Annotated in this window: 17 protein-coding genes; 7 read left to right on the top strand and 10 right to left on the bottom strand. The window is 72.8% G+C overall.

The genetic code is table 11. The features are described from left to right. Positions 1-4 precede the first annotated feature (4 nt). From ACFC8N_RS14080 to ACFC8N_RS14065, 4 genes are all read left to right on the top strand, one after another. On the top strand, positions 5-349 hold the full coding sequence (locus tag ACFC8N_RS14080; protein ID WP_356033151.1) for a HypC/HybG/HupF family hydrogenase formation chaperone: 345 nt from the start codon (positions 5-7) through the stop codon (positions 347-349). Then, a complete protein-coding gene (hypD, locus tag ACFC8N_RS14075; protein WP_362819969.1) occupies positions 346-1467 on the top strand; it encodes a hydrogenase formation protein HypD in 1122 nt (373 codons plus the stop codon). The genes ACFC8N_RS14080 and hypD overlap by 4 nt, the downstream gene beginning before the upstream one ends. Before the next feature lie 91 nt (positions 1468-1558). Beyond that, positions 1559-2548, top strand: coding sequence for a hydrogenase expression/formation protein HypE (gene hypE, locus ACFC8N_RS14070; protein ID WP_356033224.1), 990 nt, complete (start codon positions 1559-1561; stop codon positions 2546-2548). Positions 2549-2613: 65 nt separating this feature from the next. After that, the gene (locus ACFC8N_RS14065; RefSeq protein ID WP_356033155.1) at positions 2614-3576 is read left to right on the top strand and encodes an alpha/beta hydrolase; all 963 of its coding nucleotides are present in this window, start codon (positions 2614-2616) and stop codon (positions 3574-3576) included. Between the two features lie 64 nt (positions 3577-3640). Here the strand turns inward: ACFC8N_RS14065 and ACFC8N_RS14060 are convergent, their stop codons facing one another. After that, a complete protein-coding gene (locus tag ACFC8N_RS14060) occupies positions 3641-4180 on the bottom strand; it encodes a PadR family transcriptional regulator (protein WP_356033158.1) in 540 nt (179 codons plus the stop codon). Positions 4181-4292: 112 nt separating this feature from the next. On the opposite strand from ACFC8N_RS14060, the gene ACFC8N_RS14055 reads away from it, so the two are divergent. Continuing rightward, on the top strand, positions 4293-4436 hold the full coding sequence (locus ACFC8N_RS14055) for a hypothetical protein (protein WP_356033160.1): 144 nt from the start codon (positions 4293-4295) through the stop codon (positions 4434-4436). A gap of 43 nt (positions 4437-4479) precedes the next feature. Here ACFC8N_RS14055 and ACFC8N_RS14050 read toward each other — a convergent pair whose 3' ends face one another. The 5 genes from ACFC8N_RS14050 to ACFC8N_RS14030 form a co-directional block, all read right to left on the bottom strand. Next, entirely contained in the window at positions 4480-5346 is an 867-nt protein-coding gene (locus tag ACFC8N_RS14050) for an RNA polymerase sigma-70 factor (protein WP_362819971.1), read from the bottom strand. After that, complete coding sequence (locus ACFC8N_RS14045; RefSeq protein WP_376288254.1) at positions 5343-5936, bottom strand: carboxymuconolactone decarboxylase family protein; 594 nt, start codon at positions 5934-5936, stop codon at positions 5343-5345. The genes ACFC8N_RS14050 and ACFC8N_RS14045 overlap by 4 nt, the downstream gene beginning before the upstream one ends. 394 nt (positions 5937-6330) lie before the next feature. Then, positions 6331-7101 carry a cupin gene (locus ACFC8N_RS14040; protein ID WP_376288253.1) on the bottom strand — a complete coding sequence of 257 codons (771 nt, stop codon included), beginning with the start codon at positions 7099-7101 and terminating at the stop codon, positions 6331-6333. After that, on the bottom strand, positions 7095-8027 hold the full coding sequence (locus ACFC8N_RS14035; protein WP_376288252.1) for a PmoA family protein: 933 nt from the start codon (positions 8025-8027) through the stop codon (positions 7095-7097). The genes ACFC8N_RS14040 and ACFC8N_RS14035 overlap by 7 nt, the downstream gene beginning before the upstream one ends. Beyond that, positions 8024-9139 (bottom strand): Gfo/Idh/MocA family protein, encoded by a 1116-nt coding sequence (locus ACFC8N_RS14030; RefSeq protein WP_376288251.1) that lies wholly within the window; start codon positions 9137-9139, stop codon positions 8024-8026. The genes ACFC8N_RS14035 and ACFC8N_RS14030 overlap by 4 nt, the downstream gene beginning before the upstream one ends. A gap of 417 nt (positions 9140-9556) precedes the next feature. On the opposite strand from ACFC8N_RS14030, the gene ACFC8N_RS14025 reads away from it, so the two are divergent. Then, positions 9557-10327, top strand: a complete 771-nt coding sequence (locus tag ACFC8N_RS14025; RefSeq protein ID WP_376288250.1) for a maleylpyruvate isomerase N-terminal domain-containing protein — start codon at positions 9557-9559, stop codon at positions 10325-10327. A 72-nt stretch (positions 10328-10399) separates the two neighbouring features. Here ACFC8N_RS14025 and ACFC8N_RS14020 read toward each other — a convergent pair whose 3' ends face one another. Both ACFC8N_RS14020 and ACFC8N_RS14015 read right to left on the bottom strand, forming a co-directional pair. After that, positions 10400-10570: a hypothetical protein gene (locus ACFC8N_RS14020; protein ID WP_376288249.1), complete on the bottom strand. Its 171-nt coding sequence runs from the start codon at positions 10568-10570 to the stop codon at positions 10400-10402. A gap of 268 nt (positions 10571-10838) precedes the next feature. Next, entirely contained in the window at positions 10839-11954 is a 1116-nt protein-coding gene (locus ACFC8N_RS14015) for an alcohol dehydrogenase catalytic domain-containing protein (RefSeq protein ID WP_376288248.1), read from the bottom strand. A gap of 137 nt (positions 11955-12091) precedes the next feature. On the opposite strand from ACFC8N_RS14015, the gene ACFC8N_RS14010 reads away from it, so the two are divergent. Beyond that, a complete protein-coding gene (locus ACFC8N_RS14010; protein WP_356033182.1) occupies positions 12092-12985 on the top strand; it encodes a LysR family transcriptional regulator in 894 nt (297 codons plus the stop codon). A gap of 79 nt (positions 12986-13064) precedes the next feature. Here the strand turns inward: ACFC8N_RS14010 and ACFC8N_RS14005 are convergent, their stop codons facing one another. Together ACFC8N_RS14005 and ACFC8N_RS14000 are read right to left on the bottom strand one after the other, a co-directional pair. After that, a complete protein-coding gene (locus ACFC8N_RS14005; protein ID WP_376288247.1) occupies positions 13065-14105 on the bottom strand; it encodes a RimK family alpha-L-glutamate ligase in 1041 nt (346 codons plus the stop codon). 202 nt (positions 14106-14307) lie between these two features. Beyond that, on the bottom strand, positions 14308-16278 hold the full coding sequence (locus tag ACFC8N_RS14000; RefSeq protein ID WP_376288246.1) for a protease pro-enzyme activation domain-containing protein: 1971 nt from the start codon (positions 16276-16278) through the stop codon (positions 14308-14310). Between the last annotated feature and the right edge of the window lie 56 nt (positions 16279-16334).

The raw sequence follows: 16334 nt of genomic DNA, 5'->3' as shown, positions 1-16334 counted from the left end.
CATCATGTGCCTGGCCGTTCCCGGCCGTGTGCTGGAGATCGAGGAACGGGACGCGACGCGCATGGCGAAGGTCGACTTCGGCGGCGTGATCAAGGACGTGTGCCTGGAGTACGTGCCCGAGATGCAGGTCGGCGACTACGCGATCGTGCACGTGGGGTTCGCGCTGCAACGACTGGACGAGGAGTCCGCGAAACAGACCCTGGAACTCTTCGAGAACCTCGGGGTCCTGGAGGAGGAGTTCGGCGACGCCTGGGCGAAGGCTGCCCGCGACGCCGGTGCGGAGCGCCCCGCGGGCACCACGCCCCCACCGGGACCCGCACAGGATGCCGACGAGGAGGGCCGGCCATGAAGTACCTCGACGAATTCAACGACCCGGTGCTCGCCCGGCACCTCTTCGACGACATCAGGGCGCTCACCACGCGGCCCTGGTCGATGATGGAGGTGTGCGGCGGACAGACGCACTCGATCATCCGGCACGGCATCGACCAGTTGCTGCCGGACGAGATCCAGCTCATCCACGGCCCCGGCTGCCCCGTCTGCGTCACCCCGCTGGAGATCATCGACAAGGCGCTGGAGATCGCCTCCCGCCCCGAAGTGATCTTCTGCTCCTTCGGTGACATGCTGCGCGTGCCGGGCAGCGGACGGGACCTCTTCAAGGTGCGGAGCGAGGGCGGCGACGTCCGGGTCGTCTACTCCCCGCTGGACGCGCTGCGCCTCGCCCAGGACAACCCGGACCGCCAAGTGGTGTTCTTCGGGATCGGGTTCGAGACCACCGCACCGCCCAACGCCATGACCGTGTACCAGGCGAAGAAGCTCGGCATCACCAACTTCAGCCTGCTCGTCTCGCACGTGCGGGTGCCGCCCGCGATCGACGCCATCATGAACTCCCCCGACTGCCGGGTGCAGGCGTTCCTCGCGGCCGGTCACGTCTGCACGGTGATGGGCACCGGCGAGTACCCCGAGCTCGCCGAACGCCACAAGGTCCCCATCGTGGTGACCGGCTTCGAACCGCTCGACATCCTGGAGGGGATCCGCCGTGCGGTACGGCAGCTGGAGACGGGCCGGCACGTCGTCGAGAACGCCTACCCGCGCGCCGTACAGCCCGAGGGCAGCCCGGCCGCGAGGGCCATGCTCGCCGATGTCTTCGAGGTGACCGACCGGCCCTGGCGCGGCATCGGTGTGATCCCGCAGAGCGGCTGGCGGCTGTCCTCCCGGTACCGGGACTACGACGCCGAACACCGCTTCTCGGTGGCCGACATCGACACCCGGGAGTCCACGGTCTGCCGCAGCGGCGAGGTCCTCCAGGGGCTGATCAAGCCGCACGAGTGCGCCGCCTTCGGCAAGCAGTGCACCCCGCGCAACCCGCTCGGCGCCACCATGGTCTCCAGCGAGGGCGCGTGCGCGGCCTACTACCTCTACCGCAGGCTCCAGGTGCCGACCACGGAGGAGGCGAGTTCCGTTGGCTGACGCACTCGACGCGACCGGTCCGACGTACGCGCCGGCCGACTTCTCCGGCTGGACCTGCCCCGCTCCGCTGCGCGACCACGACCGCATCGTCATGGGCCACGGTGGCGGCGGCGCCCTGTCGGCCGAGTTGGTCGAGCACCTCTTCGTGCCCGCCTTCGGCAACGACGTGCTGTCCGAACTGGGCGACTCCGCGCGGCTGCCCGCCTGCGGCGAACGGCTCGCCTTCTCCACCGACTCCTTCGTGGTGCGGCCGTTGTTCTTCCCCGGCGGGAGCATCGGCGATCTGGCGGTCAACGGCACGGTCAACGACCTCGCCATGGCCGGGGCCCGGCCGCTCTTCCTGTCCTGCGGGTTCATCCTGGAGGAGGGCGTCGAACTGGCCGTGGTGGCACGGGTGGCCGAGGCGTTCGGCGCGGCGGCGCGCGCGGCCGGGGTGACCGTGGCCACCGGTGACACCAAGGTGGTCGAAGCCGGTCACGGGGACGGCGTGTTCATCAACACCGCCGGCATCGGCCGTATCCCCGACGGCGTCGACATCCACCCGCGCCGGGCCCGGCCGGGCGATGTGGTCCTGGTCAGCGGCGCCATCGGGGTGCACGGGGTGGCCGTCATGAGCGTCCGTGAGGGCCTGGAGTTCGGCGTGGAGATCGAGAGCGACACCGCTGCGCTGGGCGACCTGGTCGCGAACCTGCTCGCCGCCTGTCCGGACATCCATGTGCTGCGCGACCCCACCCGCGGCGGCGTCGCCACGACGCTCAACGAGATCGCCGCCGCGTCGGGCGTCGGAGTGGCCCTGGAGGAGGACGCCCTCCCCGTGCCGGACACGGTCGCCAACGCCTGCGCCCTGCTCGGCCTCGACCCCCTGTACGTCGCCAACGAGGGCAAGTTGGTCGCCTTCGTGCCCCCGGACCGGGCGGACTCCTGCCTGGCCGCGCTCAGGGCCCATCCGCTGGGCAGGGAGGCGGTGGCCATCGGCCGCTGCGTGCCCGACCATCCGGGCATGGTCGTCTCGGCCACGGGCCTGGGCGGCACCCGCGTGGTGGACATGCCCCTGGGGGAACAGCTGCCCCGTATCTGCTGAGAACTCGGATGACCTCCGTGCCCGGCGGCGGTGACCGAAGATCACGACGAGCGTAGGCTCGTGCCATGGTTGAGCACCGCATGATCGACGTGAACGGCATCCGCCTCCACATCGCCGAGCAGGGCAGCGGCCCCCTGGTCGTCCTGCTGCACGGCTTCCCGGAGTCATGGCACTCCTGGCACCACCAGTTCGGCCCCCTGGCCGACGCCGGCTACCACGTGGTCGCCCCCGACCAGCGTGGTTACGGACGCAGCGACCACCCCGACGAGGTCGACGCCTACACCATCCTCCACCTGGTCGGCGACGTCGTCGCGCTGATCCAGGCCCTGGGCGAGGACAAGGCGTTCGTCGTCGGGCACGACTGGGGCGCCCCCGTCGCCTGGCACACCGCGCTGCTGCGCCCCGACATGGTCCGGGGCGTGGCCGGACTCAGCGTGCCGCCGCCCTTCCGGGGCGCGCAGCCGCCGCTGGCCGCCATGGAGAAGCGGTTCGACGGCCGCTTCTACTGGAACTACTTCAACCGGCCCGGGGTCGCCGACGCCGAGTTCGCCCGGGACGTGCGCACCACGCTGCGCAAGTTCTTCTACTCCGCCTCCGGCTCCGCCCGCTCCGACGGCAGGGTCATGCAGCCGCTGATCGAGCACGGCCAGGGCTGGCTCGAAAAGCTGCCCGACCCGGAGGTACTGCCGGAGTGGTTCACCGAGGAGGACCTCGACGCGCTCACGGAGAGCTTCTCCGGAGGCTTCACCGGAGCCCTCAACTGGTACCGCAACCTGGACCGCAACTGGGAGCTCACCGCCGCCTGGCAGAACGCCGTGGTCACCCCGCCGGCGCTGTACATGTACGGCGACCGCGACCTCGTCCCGGCCTTCCCCGGCACGCCCGAACTCATCGCGAAGCTCCCCCACCTCATGCCCAACCTCTGGCGTGACCCGATCAAGCTCCCCGGCTGCGGGCACTGGACACAGCAGGAACGCCCGAACGAGGTCAACACCGCCCTCCTCGAATTCCTCAAGGCCCACTCCTGAACCACGACCGCCGAGCGGGCGACACCGAAGTGGCCCGGCCGGTGCGACGCGCGGGAACTCCCGGTCAGGCGGCGCGCTCCAGTTCCGCGATCGTCCGCTCCAGCCACTCCGTCTCGGCCTCGGACGTGGCGCGCGCGATGAGCAGGACGCCCCGGCGGAAGGGGTCGTCGACCTCGGCCGCCGAGAGGGGTTTGTCGCCCCGGTAGAAGAAGCTGCTGGGTTCGCCGAGGAACGCCTGCCGCCGGCGCAGGATCTCGGCCTGCTGCCGACGGTCGGGCAGGTGCCTGAGGAACCCGAGCAGGGCGAACCAGCGGTTCTCGTCGGTGATGAAGGGCTGCTCGGGGCTGCTCAGGCAGCGGAACAGTTCCTGCCTGCCGTCGTCGGTCAGGCTCAGTACGTGGCGCGGGGCGGCGGCCGCGCCCGGCTGTGCCTCGCGCCGCAGCAGGCCCGCCTTCTCCATGCGTTTGATCGCCGGGTACAGCGTGCCGTGGCTGACCGCCCGCACGTGCCCGGTGAGCCGCGCGATCCGGGTCCGCAACTCGTAGCCGTGCAGGGGCTCTTCGTAGAGGAAGCCCAGGATGCTCAGGTCCAACACGCTTGCCATGAGGACGAATGATAAATCCGAGCGGCTGAATCCACCGGCCCGGCGGCGTGGCTGGGCGGGTGGGGCGGCCGGCTCGGAGCAGGGTGGACGGAGTCGTCGTCGAGGAGGAACCGTGAAGCGTCGTGTCGTCGCCGTCCTGGCCGTTGTCGCCGCCGGACTGATGCTGTGCGCGGGTCCGGCCGCGGCGCGGGACGGTCATGGCCAGGCCGAGAGCGAAGACTGGAACGTGCCGCTCACCAACATCGGCCTGTTGTAGTACGGCGGAACCGCCGGTGGGCGGTGCCGTCGGTACCGGTGCGTCAGTCGGCCGGACGGACGCGGGTGAGCTTGTCGGGGTTGCGGATCAGCCGGATGGCGCTGATGGTGCCGTCCTCGGCGAGGTCGAGGCAGGCCACCGAGTCCGGACGGTCGCCGGAGGTGACGAGGCGGCCCGGACGGCCGTTGACCAGCACGTCGTGCACGGCGACGTCCGGGATGTGGTTCGCGAGGACGCCGAGGATCCAGCGGGCGACCTTGTCGGCGCCGTAGATCGGGCGCAGCGCGGCGCGGATCTTTCCGCCGCCGTCGGTCCAGGCGGTCACGTCGGGGGCGAGCATCGTCATCATCCGGTTGAGGTCCCCGCCGAGGCAGGCGGCCAGGAACTCGTCGGTGGCCTTGCGCCGTACCTCGGCGGGCGCGTCGTAGCGGGGCCGGCGGGCCTGCACATGGCTGCGGGCCCGGCTGCCGACCTGGCGTACGGACGCCTCGGTGCGCTCCAGCATCCCGGCGATCTCGGGATAGCCGAAGCCGAAGACCTCCTTGAGGACGAACACCGCGCGCTCCAGCGGCGACAGTGTCTCCAGGACCACCAGCATCGCCAGCGAGATCGCCTCCGCCTGCTCGATGCCGCCGCTGGCGTCCGGCGCGGTCACCAGCGGCTCCGGCAGCCACGGGCCCACGTACGACTCGCGCCGGACGGCGGCCGACTGGGCCCGGTTGATCGCGAGGTTGGTGACGATCCGGCACAGGTACGCACGAGGACGGTCGATCGTGTCGGCATCGACGGTGCTCCATCTGAGCCAGGCGTCCTGGACGATGTCCTCGGCGTCGGCGGCGCTGCCCAGCATGCGGTAGGCGATGCCGAACAGCTCCGGCCGGTGCTCCTCGAAGAGTTCAAGTGCGCTCACCCACGCGACGGTACCGCGCAGCGATCCGAGAAGCCCTGGCCGGTCAGGCCGAAGGCGCTGTTCATCCGGGAGCGCAGGTTCTCCACGGCGACGATCGCGGTGAGCTCGACGAACGCGGGCTCGCCGAGCCGCTCGATCAGTCGGGCCGTCAGTTCGTCGGTGACGGTCGGCTGCGTCTCGGTCATCGCCTCGGCGTACTCCAGGACGTCCAGCTCCAGTTCGGTGAACGCCGTACGGTGTTCGCGCCAGACGGGTACCGCGTGCAGCTTCGCGCTCGGCATGCCCTCGTTGTGGGCCTCCCAGTAGCCGAAGTCGGTGCACCAGGAGCAGCCGATCAGGTGCGAACTGGCCATCACGGCGAGCAGCTTCAGCCGGGGGTCCAGCGTGTTCCACTTGGCGAGCGACATCTCCATCCGCGCGTCGGTCAGCATGACCTTGCGGTTGTGGGCCATCGCGCGGACGGGGTCGAGGACCGCGCCGTAGGTGCGCCTGGAGTACCACTCGCTGATCCGGTACAGCAGGGTGCGCGGCGGGTCGAGCGAGATGCGGGCCATGGGGATCGCCTCCGGTGTCGGGAATTCCGTCGTCACCAGGGCAGACCGGCCGGCCGACCCGTGTGTGACATGCCGACCGGACGATGTGACCTGGACCACACACGGACAGGTCTTCCGTCACGCCCGCTGGAAGCGTAGGTTCCGGTTACCCCGCGACGGCGCCCGCAAAGGCGCTGGTCCGCCGATCCCGGGCAGGCGGACCAGCGGGGGCCAAATCCATCTCTGTACCCTGCACGCGTGCGACCGGCACATGGCGACGCCCCCGTCAGCTCATGCCCGGCGCCCCGCGAGCCGTACGTCCACGGCGGTGAGCGCCAGGGCCGGCGGCCCCGGGGCGAGGAACGCGAGCGGTGGCGGCGCCCAGGCGGCGCCGGTGCCCTGCGTCCGGACATGCCGAGGTCGCCTCTCCCTCCGATGTTCCGCTCGGCCTCTAGGCCGTCGGCGTGCCGTCGTACGGCAGCGTCGTGCCCGGCAGCGCGTACTCGTCGCGGCGCCCGCACATCCCGAAGCCGCCCAGCCTGCTCGGCTCGCTCCGGTACGCGGTCGCGTCGGCGAGGTAGGCCGGCTCGCCGGACTCCAGGGCGTCGAGCTGGGCGCCGGTGCGTTCGGCGGCGGCGAGGGCGCCGGCCCGCCACAGCTCGCGCCAGGCGGGCACCCGGGCCCGGACCAGGCGGGCGGCGGCCTGCTGGAAGGCACGGTACGGGCCGCTGTCCCCGGCGAGCAGTGCCTCACGCAGACCGAGGTAGCCCTCGACCGCGAGGTCCCGGCGGCGCCGGGCGGCCGCCTCGGTCTCCGGGCCGGTGCCCGGCGGCAGGGTGGCGGCGGCCGCGTACCGCTCGGGGTCGGCGAGCACCTCGGGCGGGAAGGTGAACACGGCGTCCCCGGCCTCGGGCAGGCCGCTGTTCTGCATGAGCACGGTGATCCGCAGGTCGCCGCCCTGCACCATCCGGTGCACGGTGCCGGGGGTGAACCAGGCGAGAGAGGCGGGCGCCAACGGGATGTCCCGGTAGCCGTCGGGGCTCAGGGTCTGCACCGCGCCCCGGCCCCCGGTGACGACGTACGCCTCGGTGCACACCAGGTGCAGATGCGGGCTGCCGCCACAGACACCGTCGGCGGCCTGCCACGCGTAGGCGCTCAGGTGGGACAGGCCCACGGCGCCGGGCAGCGGACGGGACGGCCCCGGCTCGGCCTCGTTCACCATGGCAGGCCTTCCAGGTGGCGGCTCACCCGGTCGCGGTCCCAGGCGCCGTCGGCGACGACGACCCGGTAGCGGTAGCCGAAGCTCTCCCCCGGCGGGAGTGCGAACTCCTCGAAGAACGCCCAGGAGAACGCGACGGTCGGGATCGGTTCGGAGCGTACGAACCAGTGCGAGGCATGGATCGCGGACGACTCGTCCAGGTTCTCGGGGGCGTGGGCGAAGACGAGCGTGGAGTGCGCGGCGGACCCGTCATGCGCGGCACTGAAGGCCAGCCACGGTCCCTGACTGCCCATCACCTTCTCGGCGCCGACGCCCGGTTCGGAATCGGGCGTGAACACGCCGCCGCCGGTGAAGTCGCGCGGACCGCGCCACTGGAGGCCGGTGTAGCCGGCCATCTCACGGCCGGCGGTGGTGGGCGAGCCGAACAGCAGGGGTTCGTCACGGGTGTTGGTGAGGCGGATGGACCAGTCCAGGGTCCAGGCGCCGGCCTCCACGTCCACCGTGTGCACGGAGAGGCCGCGCACCTCACGCGCCCACTCCCGGCCGCCGTTCTCGATCCAGGTCAACTCCTCGGTGACGTCAAGGCGTTCGTCGGTGACGCCGAGGCCGGTGAAGCCGTCGTGGCGCATCGACCCGACCCGGTCGGGCAGGCGCAGATAACCCTCGCCGTGGACATAGCAGTTGCCGCCCCAGAAATTCTGCCCGGACAGATGACTGGCCGTCATCTGGAGGCCCTTGTGCCAGCGGTGGTCGTTCGGCCGGTAGCCGGTCACGGTGTGCCCGGCGAGGGTGCGCACGGGGTGGGCGTAGGGCTTGCGGGCCTCGAAGGCGTCCGGATCGGGGCGGTAGACGTAGCGGAGGATCTCGGTGCCGTTCGCCGCTTGGACCGCCAGGTGTTCGCCGTGGACGTGGCTGACTCGGATGGTCATGCGCGCTCCTTGGGGGCCCAGTCGGGGTGGTCGCCGTGCATGGCCGCGTAGTAGGGGTCACCGGGACCGATCTCGCCCGCCCGTACCGGCTGCCCGGTGAACGCCGCCTTGTACAGGGCAGCGGCGAACTCCAGGGTGGCGCGGGCGTCGGGGCCGCTGCCCGGAGGCCGCTCGCCCCGGTCGAACGCGTCGAGGACCACGCCGAGTTGGGCGAGGTGCGAGCTGGGCACGTCCTGCGCGGGGGTCCGCCAGGTCGCGACGCGCCCGGGGTCGACGTGCGGCGCGGGCGTGTAGACCCAGTCGGTGTTGCCGTGCCCGTAGAGGTGGGTCAGTTGCAGGGTGGCGTCGGAGCAGTCGATACGGATGCGGCTGACCTCGTGCGGGGACAGGACGCTGTTGACGACGGTGGCGAGCGCGCCGCCGCGGAACCGGACGAGGGCGGTGGAGACGTCCTCGCTCTCGACGTCGTGGACCAGCCGGCCCGCCATGGCCCGCACCTCCTCCCACTCCCCCAGCAGGTGCAGCAGCAGGTCGTACTGGTGGATGCCGTGCCCCATGGTCGGCCCACCGCCCTCGGTCGCCCACCGGCCGCGCCACGGAACGGCGTAGTAGTCGGCGTCCCGGTGCCAGGTGGTCTGGCAGTGCGCCACCAGCGGGGTGCCCAGCTCGCCCCGCGCGATCAGGTCCCTGGCGTGCACGGCGCCGGAGCCGTAGCGGTGCTGGAAGACCACCGAGGCGTACGCGCCGGAGGCCTCCTCGGCGGCGGCGATGTCGTCGTACTCGGCGAGCGACAGGCACAGCGGCTTCTCGCACAGCACCCAGGCGCCCGACTTGAGCGCGGCCACGGTCTGCTCGCGGTGCAGCGCGGGCGGCGTGCCGATGAGGACCAGATCCGGGCGTACGGCGTCGAGCATGGCCTGCGTCGAGGTGAACCCGGCGACCCGCGCCCCCGCCTCCTTCCGGAAGGCGTTCAGTCTGCCCTCGTCCACATCGACGGCGGCGACGAGTTCGACGCGCTCGGCATGGGCTCTGAGTGCGGGAAGGTGGCTGCCGGCGACGATGGCGCCGGTGCCGATGACGGCGGCGCGGCGGCGGGGTGCGGCGAGGGACATGCAATGCTCCTGAGGGCTCGGCAGACGGAGTCGAGCACCACTTCGAGCGCCGCATCGAGCGCCAGGGAGAAAGCGCTTGCCCCGTACGAGGCGACCCTAGGGCGACGGGATTGTCAGGACAACCCCTAGTGCGGGGAAATTCGCTGGTGCGGGGTCGGATGGGCCGGGCGGAGGAGGGCCGCACAGGAGCGGAGAACCGCCGTGCCGTGGGAGGCCGGGAGGGGAACGGAAAGCTGCCGTGGCGCGGGAGCCCGCGACGGGAGCGGAGAACCGCCGTGGCACGAGAGACCGCGACGGGGCGGAAAGCCACCCTGGTGCTGGAGACTGCGACGGGCCCGGGCGCGCGACACCGACCTCGCGGACGGGGCGGGCGGACGCGTTGGTTTGAGCGGCGCCCGGCCGGGCTACCCATGGCGCGTGATTCCCTCCCGGGTCGAGGAGACCCTGCCGGAGCTGGTCCCCTTCGTGCGGGCCGTCCAGGCCAGGCGGCCCGACGACGGCACGTGGTGCGAGGCGTGGACCGTACGGGACGTCCTGGTCCACCAGACGGGGAATGCCGAGGAACTGGCCCGGGTCCTCCAGGCCTTCCTCGACGGCACCCCGGTGGAGACCCGGGGTTTTGATCGCGAGGATCCCCATCGACGGCTGTCCGACGCCGACCTCTGGGCGACGTTCCTGAACCGCTGCGAGCGACTCACCGAGGTCACGGCGGCCGCCGCGCAGGAGCTGTCCCCGGACACCGAGGTGCGGTGGACCGGGCGGACCGTGAAGGCCCCCTCCTTCGCCGAGCACATGCGTGAGGAACTGATCCTGCACCGCTGGGACCTGACCGGTGACGACCCTGCGGCGGTGCGGGCGCTCGACGAGCCGTGGATGACGGAGCACAGCGTGACCTCGGTCGGCCGTCCCCTGCTGGAGCGTGGCCGGGCCGGGCTGGCACCGGGGCCCGAGGGGCGGGTCGAGGGACGCCTTCGCACGCCGGGCATGGACGACGTCGTGGTGAGCGCCGACGCGGGCTCCTGCAGCATCCGGCTCGCCGCCCCCGAGGGCCCCGCCACGATCGAGAGCGACGCGGCCGCCCGGGTACTGCTGCTGTGGGGCCGCCGCCCCGCCGACCCGGCACGCTGGCACAGCTCCGCCGGTCCGGAGGCGCTGCGCAAGGTACGGGGCCTGCTGGGCGGTTACTGAAGGCTCCGCTCCCTCCCCCGGTCCGGCCGCCCGGCTCCTCCCCGTGTCACGGAGCGCGGTTGCGCCCGGTACTCAGCCCGCCCGGCCGATCGTCACGGTCCGCGAGCCGGGAGCGAAGTCGGCGCGGGAGTGTGCCCGGGACTCGCCGGGCCGGTAGTCGGTCACCCGGCCCTCGGAGGGCTGGTGGTGGGCGGCGCAGGCGTCCGGCGCCTCGGTCAGTGGGATGTCCGGCCCGACGAACACCGTCGCCGCACGTTAGGGGGCGACGACGGTGACGGTCTGCGGGATGGAGATCGGGACGGACCGCAGGCTGCCGATCACCTCTCCGACGGTGCCACACGTCTCCAGCAGGTGAACCACACCGCGAGCCCGGCGTCGTTCATCCCTCCGACCTCGATGGCGCGGAACGTCGTCTGCGGCCGGCCCACGCCTGCCGCTCCCTTGCGGGCGCCCGGTGAAGCGGCGACAACTCGGCTAATTCCGCAGCGAGTTGACCATACCCGTGACCAGGTCACGAGCGCGCGAGTGGTCGGCCGTCACCCTCGGCGGACGGAGTGAGGACGGTGCGGTCGAACGGGCCCGCGTGCGCGGCGGCGTGGGCGATGGCGTCGTTGACGGCATCGAGCGGGAAGGCCCGGACCTGTTCACCGGCGAGGTCCAGGGTGCCGCAGGCGAGGAGCCGGATGATGCCGGCGTTCGCCGTACGCGGGCCCAGCCACTGGCCGCGCACGGTCACCGAGTTGCGCATGAGCCACGGGTACGGGAGCGCGAGGTCGGCACCGCCGAGCATGCCGACGCCGCCCATCAGGACGACGCGGCCGTACTCGCGCACGCTCATGGCCGCCGTGCGCACCGCCGTGCCGGGCGCGCTCGGGGGCAGCAGATCGAGCACCATGTCGATCGGGCCGCCGGCCGCCGCCGCCATCGCCGCCCGGTCCGGGTCCTCCTGTCCGGTCAGCTCCACCGGGCGTACGCGCGTGCCGAACCGCTCGGCGAGGAGGGCGAGGGCGGCCCGGTTGCGGCCCGCGGCGATCACGCGGCCCGCGCCCATCGCGAGCGCGACCGCCACCGCGCTGCTGCCGAGGTTCCCGGTCGCGCCGCTGACGAGCAGCGTCTCGCCGGCTTCGAGCCCGCCCGCCAGCAGCCCGCCGTACGGAATGACGTACACGCCGAGCGAGGCCCAGCGTGCGGGGTCGTCGCGCGCCGGCTCCGGCAGGGGGAAGACGTTCTCCGTCGGTACCCGCATGCGCTCGGCGAACGACCCGTGGTGCAGATGGCGCGCCAGGCGTGCGCCGCCGTCGCCCCGGGAGCTCCAGCCCTGGAGCGTGATGTCGGGCGTCAGCGCGTCGTCCCGGGAGCGCACCGTCGGGTCGCACCACACCAGGTCGCCGACGCGGAGCCGGGTGGCGTCCGGGCCGACGTGGACGATGCGTCCCACGCCGCCCGTACCGGGTACGACCGGCGGGACGAGGGGGTAGTTCCGGGCGCCGCTGAACACCTCGGCGGCGTACGGCAGCACGCAGGCGGCGACCACCTCGACCACCACCTCGCCGCCCCTCACCTCGGGGTCGGGCAGCTCCCGCACCGTGAGCGGGGCGCCGAACTGCGTCAGAACTGCTGCGCGCACGGGTGGACCTCCGTGTTTCTCTTCGTCGTCTGTCTCGTCGCCTGTCCGGTCGTTCCTCGGGCGACGTCATCGAGGCTAGGAAGGCAGGGGGGCATTCGGGAAGCGAGGATCCGGCATCCGTGGTATGCGTAGGACGCATGGACCTCTCCAGTTCGGGCCTGCGCGTTCTGCGGCAGATCGCGGAGTCCGGCAGCTTCACGGCGGCGGCCGCGCGCCTCGGCTACACCCAGTCGGCGGTCTCCCGTCAGGCCGCGTCCCTCGAACGCGGCGCGGGTGCCGTCCTGTTCGAGCGCCGCACCGACGGGGTACGGCTCACCTCCGCGGGGCTGACCCTGCTGCGGCACGCCCGCACCATCCTGGACTCCCTCGACGCGGCCGAGCGCGACCTGACCGGGACCGCACCGCAGCGGGAACGGGTACGGCTCGGCGTGTTCCTGAGCGCGGGCGCGGCGCTCCTGCCCGCCGCACTCGCACGGCTCGCGGCCGGCCATCCGCAGGTCACGGTCACGACGCGCGAGGGCACGACACCCCGCCTGGTCCGCGCGCTGCGCGCCGGCTCGATCGACCTCGCCCTGCTGACGTCCCGGCCGCCCCACCGGCCCCCGGACGGCGAGTCGCCGCGCCTGCACGTCGAGACGGTGGAGGACACCGAACTCCTCGTGGCCGCCCGGACGACGGGGATGTTCGCGGGCCGCACCTCGGTGCACGTCGACGAACTCGTCGACGTCGCTTGGATCGCCACCCCGTCGTCGAACTCCGAACCGCTGCTGGGCGTCTGGCCGGGCCTGCCGGGCCGCCCGCGTGTCAGCCATGCCGTGCGTGACTGGCTGGCCAAGCTTCACCTGGTCGCCGGCGGCTTCGGGGTGACGACGGTGCCGTCCCGGATGTCGGAGGTGCTGCCGCCCGGGGTGACCCTGCTGCGCGTCGAGGGCGCGCCCCGCGAAGTGCGCCGGATCCTCCTGGCGCGGCTGCCGGGCCCGCCCACGCCGGCGATCACGGCCGTCGCTCAGGCGCTGGTGCCGACCGACTGAGGCCCGGCCGCGCCGCGGGAAGTCATCCGCGGCGAACCAGGTCTCGCTCCCGGTGGCCGGCCGGCACCGCGCTGCCGCGTCAGTCCCCGGTGCTCGGCCGAGCCGCGGCAGGCTTCTCCCGCGGCTCGGCCGGCCTCGTGGGCGGGCCGGGCTCGCCCGGACGAGGTGCGGGCGATGCCTCGTAGCCGCGGATGGCCAGGCGGCGGGCGATGCAGGCCACGATCGCCGGGGTGACCGTGGTCATCTCCGGGCGCCAGCCCGGGACGGCGTTCACCTCGCAGACCGTGAAGGTGCCGTCGGCCGCGAACAGCAGGTCCACCCCGGCGATGTCCAGGCCCAGGGCGCCGACCGCGCGCACCGCCAGCTCCTCCGCCTGCGGGTGGCGGCCGGCGCACAGCGTGGCGGAGCCGCCCTTGGCGATGTTCGCGGCGAGGGCGCCGTGCCGGGAGGTGTGCAGGACGGCGCTCACCGGCTCGCCGTCGACCACGACGACACGCAGGGCGCGGCCGTGCGAGCCGGCCACGTACTCCTGGAACAGAAACGGCGTCCCGTCCGCCAGGCTGCCGGACAGCTCACGCAGCAGGCCCTGCTCGCGGGCGAGGAAGACCTGCCGGCCCTTGGTACCGCTGACGGCCTTCACCACGCACGGCGTGCGCAGGTTCCGGCTGTGTACGACGCCGTCCAGGGGGGCGGTGGCGTACGAGAGCGTGTCGGGCACCGGCACCCCGGCCAGGGCGAGTTCCTGCACCTGCCACACCTTGTTACGGGCCGTCAGCTGGGCGTCGGCCGGATTCACGAGGGTGCTGCCCATGCGCTCCAGATGGCGCAGCAGGGTGGTCTCCCGGTCGCTCCGCATGGAGCCGGGCATCTGGCGTACGCACACCACGTCCGGAGCCGGCAGGTCCACGCCGCCCAGGGTGTGCAGGACGAGCCTGCCGTCCCGGACGCCGAAGAGCAGTTCGTCGGTGTGCCAGAGGACGAAGCGGGGTCCGAAGGCGGCGGTGAACGCCCCTGCCAGTTCGGCCGTGGACCGCCGCAGCGCGATGGGCCGCTCCCGCACCAGCATCCACACATCGGCCGGTACGGGATGCTCCGGCCGGCCACGGTGCCGTGTGTCCACTCCGACTCCTCGTCTCCTCGCCGCCCGCCACTGCCGGGCCGTGGAGCACCACTGTCACACATCCGTGATCGCGCGATCACGGAAGGCGACGCGATGGCGGATACGGCGCGGTCGGCCGGGGGAACCGGCCGGCCACTGCCCGATGTCGGCGCCGTGGCGCGGGAGTTGGGACGTCGGCGAGGTCACCGGTCGTCCGGGCCGGTCAGGGGGCGGCGCGGCGCAGCCCGGCGATGAAGGCGGCGCCGTTCGGTGTGCCGACGCCCGTCATCGTGTCGTACCCCTTGGCGGTGACCTGCTGGGTGTAGGCGCGTTCCTGGGAGCCGAAGACGTCGACGCCCGGGGCGCCGCCGGACCCGTCCGCCGCGAGGTAGGCAGCCCTGTTCTGCTGCGGCGTCCGGGAGTCGACCGGCAGGACGTCGTGGTAGGCGCGGGTGCCGGCGAGCCGGTAGATCAGCGGGTTGCTGAAGCCGAACGCCGTCTTCCGGCCCTGCTGGGCGTCGGCGATCAGGCCGGCGATCAGCGGACAGGCCAGGCTGGTGCCGGCGTTCACCATGGTCCGGTACGGCCCCGGCTTCGCGTCGCTCCCCGACTCCGTGTACCCGGTCAGGAGCCCGGTGTCGAGATCGGCGTCGGCCGCGATGTCGGGGACGGCCCGGTCGGTGGCGACCCGATTGCCGACGCGGACACGCGACATCGACGCGGGAACGACACCCTTCTGGTAGGCGGGCAGGCCGTAGACGAGGCTGGTGCCTCCGCCGCCCCCGCTGATGCCCAGGTCGCTCCACCTGCCGTGCTCCAGGGAGCCGTAGTCGCTGGACCACCCGGTCTCGAAGACCCGGTTGTCCGCCGCCCCGATGCCGAGGCTGGTGCCGCCGACCGCCACCGCGTACGGGTCGGAGTCGGTCACCGTCAGCCCGGGTGTGTCACCGGACGAGAAGTACATGCCGACCCCCTCGGCCGCGGCCCGCACGTCGATCGCGTGCACGGTCTTCTCCGGCACCATGCCCAGGGGGATCTGCCACGAGTTGGACACGATGGAGGCGCTGGGGTGCTTGCCGTCGCCGGTCAGCACGGAGAGGGCCGCGTCGAGCAGTGCCTGGTCCTCGTCGCAGCCGCCGCCGACCACCATCAGCTGGGCGGCTCCGGGCGCCATGGCGTACACGGCCTCGGAGTCCATCTCCGCCTCGTCGTTCACCGCGGTCGCCTGCGCCGCGCCCCGCGCGGAGGTGCCGCAGGACTTTCCGGACCGGACTTCCCGGAACTGGGAGGGTTTCGGCGCGGGCAGGTGATTGGTGCGCGCGTACTCCGTCAGCGTCCGGAACATCGCGGTCGGCGCCTCGTCCTCGGTCAGGGCCACGGTCTGGCCCTTGCCGGTGTCCGTCCAGGTCGCGCCGTAGGCGGCGCGGATCTGACGGGCGGAGTACCCGCACACGGGCAGCGATGCCGTGCTCAGTCCCTGGTAGGCCGGGTGGACGAGGTGCGTGTGCTGCGCCCAGTACCGGGAGCACGTCGGTGCCTCGGGCGCCCCCGTCTGCGCCCCCGTCTGCGTCTGCGTATGTCTCGCGGCAGCGGTCCGGGTGGTGTTCGGCCGGGCTCCGCTCATCCCGGTCACCCCGAGGACGTCGGGCGCGAGCGGGGCCGGTATCGACACGTCGCGGTCGTTGGACTGGATCACCGTGGTCCCGCCGAGCGCGTCCTCGGCCCGGTACCGGTTGATCCGCACCTGGAACGCCGACTGCACCGCCGACGCCGTCCCGGTCGCCGAGACGTAGTCGCGGCCGTCGCTGATGTGCACCCGCGTCAGACCCTTGGTGCTCAGCCATGCCGCGACCGCCCGGGCGTGCGCGGCGGACGGCCCGAAGCGGGCGGTGTAGGCGTCAGGGCCGAGATAGTGGTGGAACGCGGCGCTGCCCGGTGTGGCGACCGCGTCGGCGAACGCGGCGGCACCGGCCAGATCCGGCTTCAGCCACACCTGGACGGTCATGTCCTGGGCGGACGGCACGGCACCGGCGAGGGCCATGGTGTGCACGGCGGGGGACGCCGTCCCCGGCACCGTCGTGGTGGCCGCCGCCTGTGCGGTGCAGGGCACCCCCAGCAGCGCTCCGGCGGCCAGCACGGCCGTACAGCCTGCCACGGCAGCGGCGGCCCGCCCCCGGCGCCGGCTCCGCACCACCGGTCCCGCTCCCCGCCCGTCCACGAACGCTCTTTTCACGTGTGTCCCCCAGCCCG

This window comes from Streptomyces sp. NPDC055966, from assembly GCF_042269865.1.
Taxonomy (GTDB): domain Bacteria; phylum Actinomycetota; class Actinomycetes; order Streptomycetales; family Streptomycetaceae; genus Streptomyces.
The sequence above is the reverse complement of the archived record's forward strand: the minus strand, read 5'-3'. Positions and strand labels throughout refer to the sequence as shown.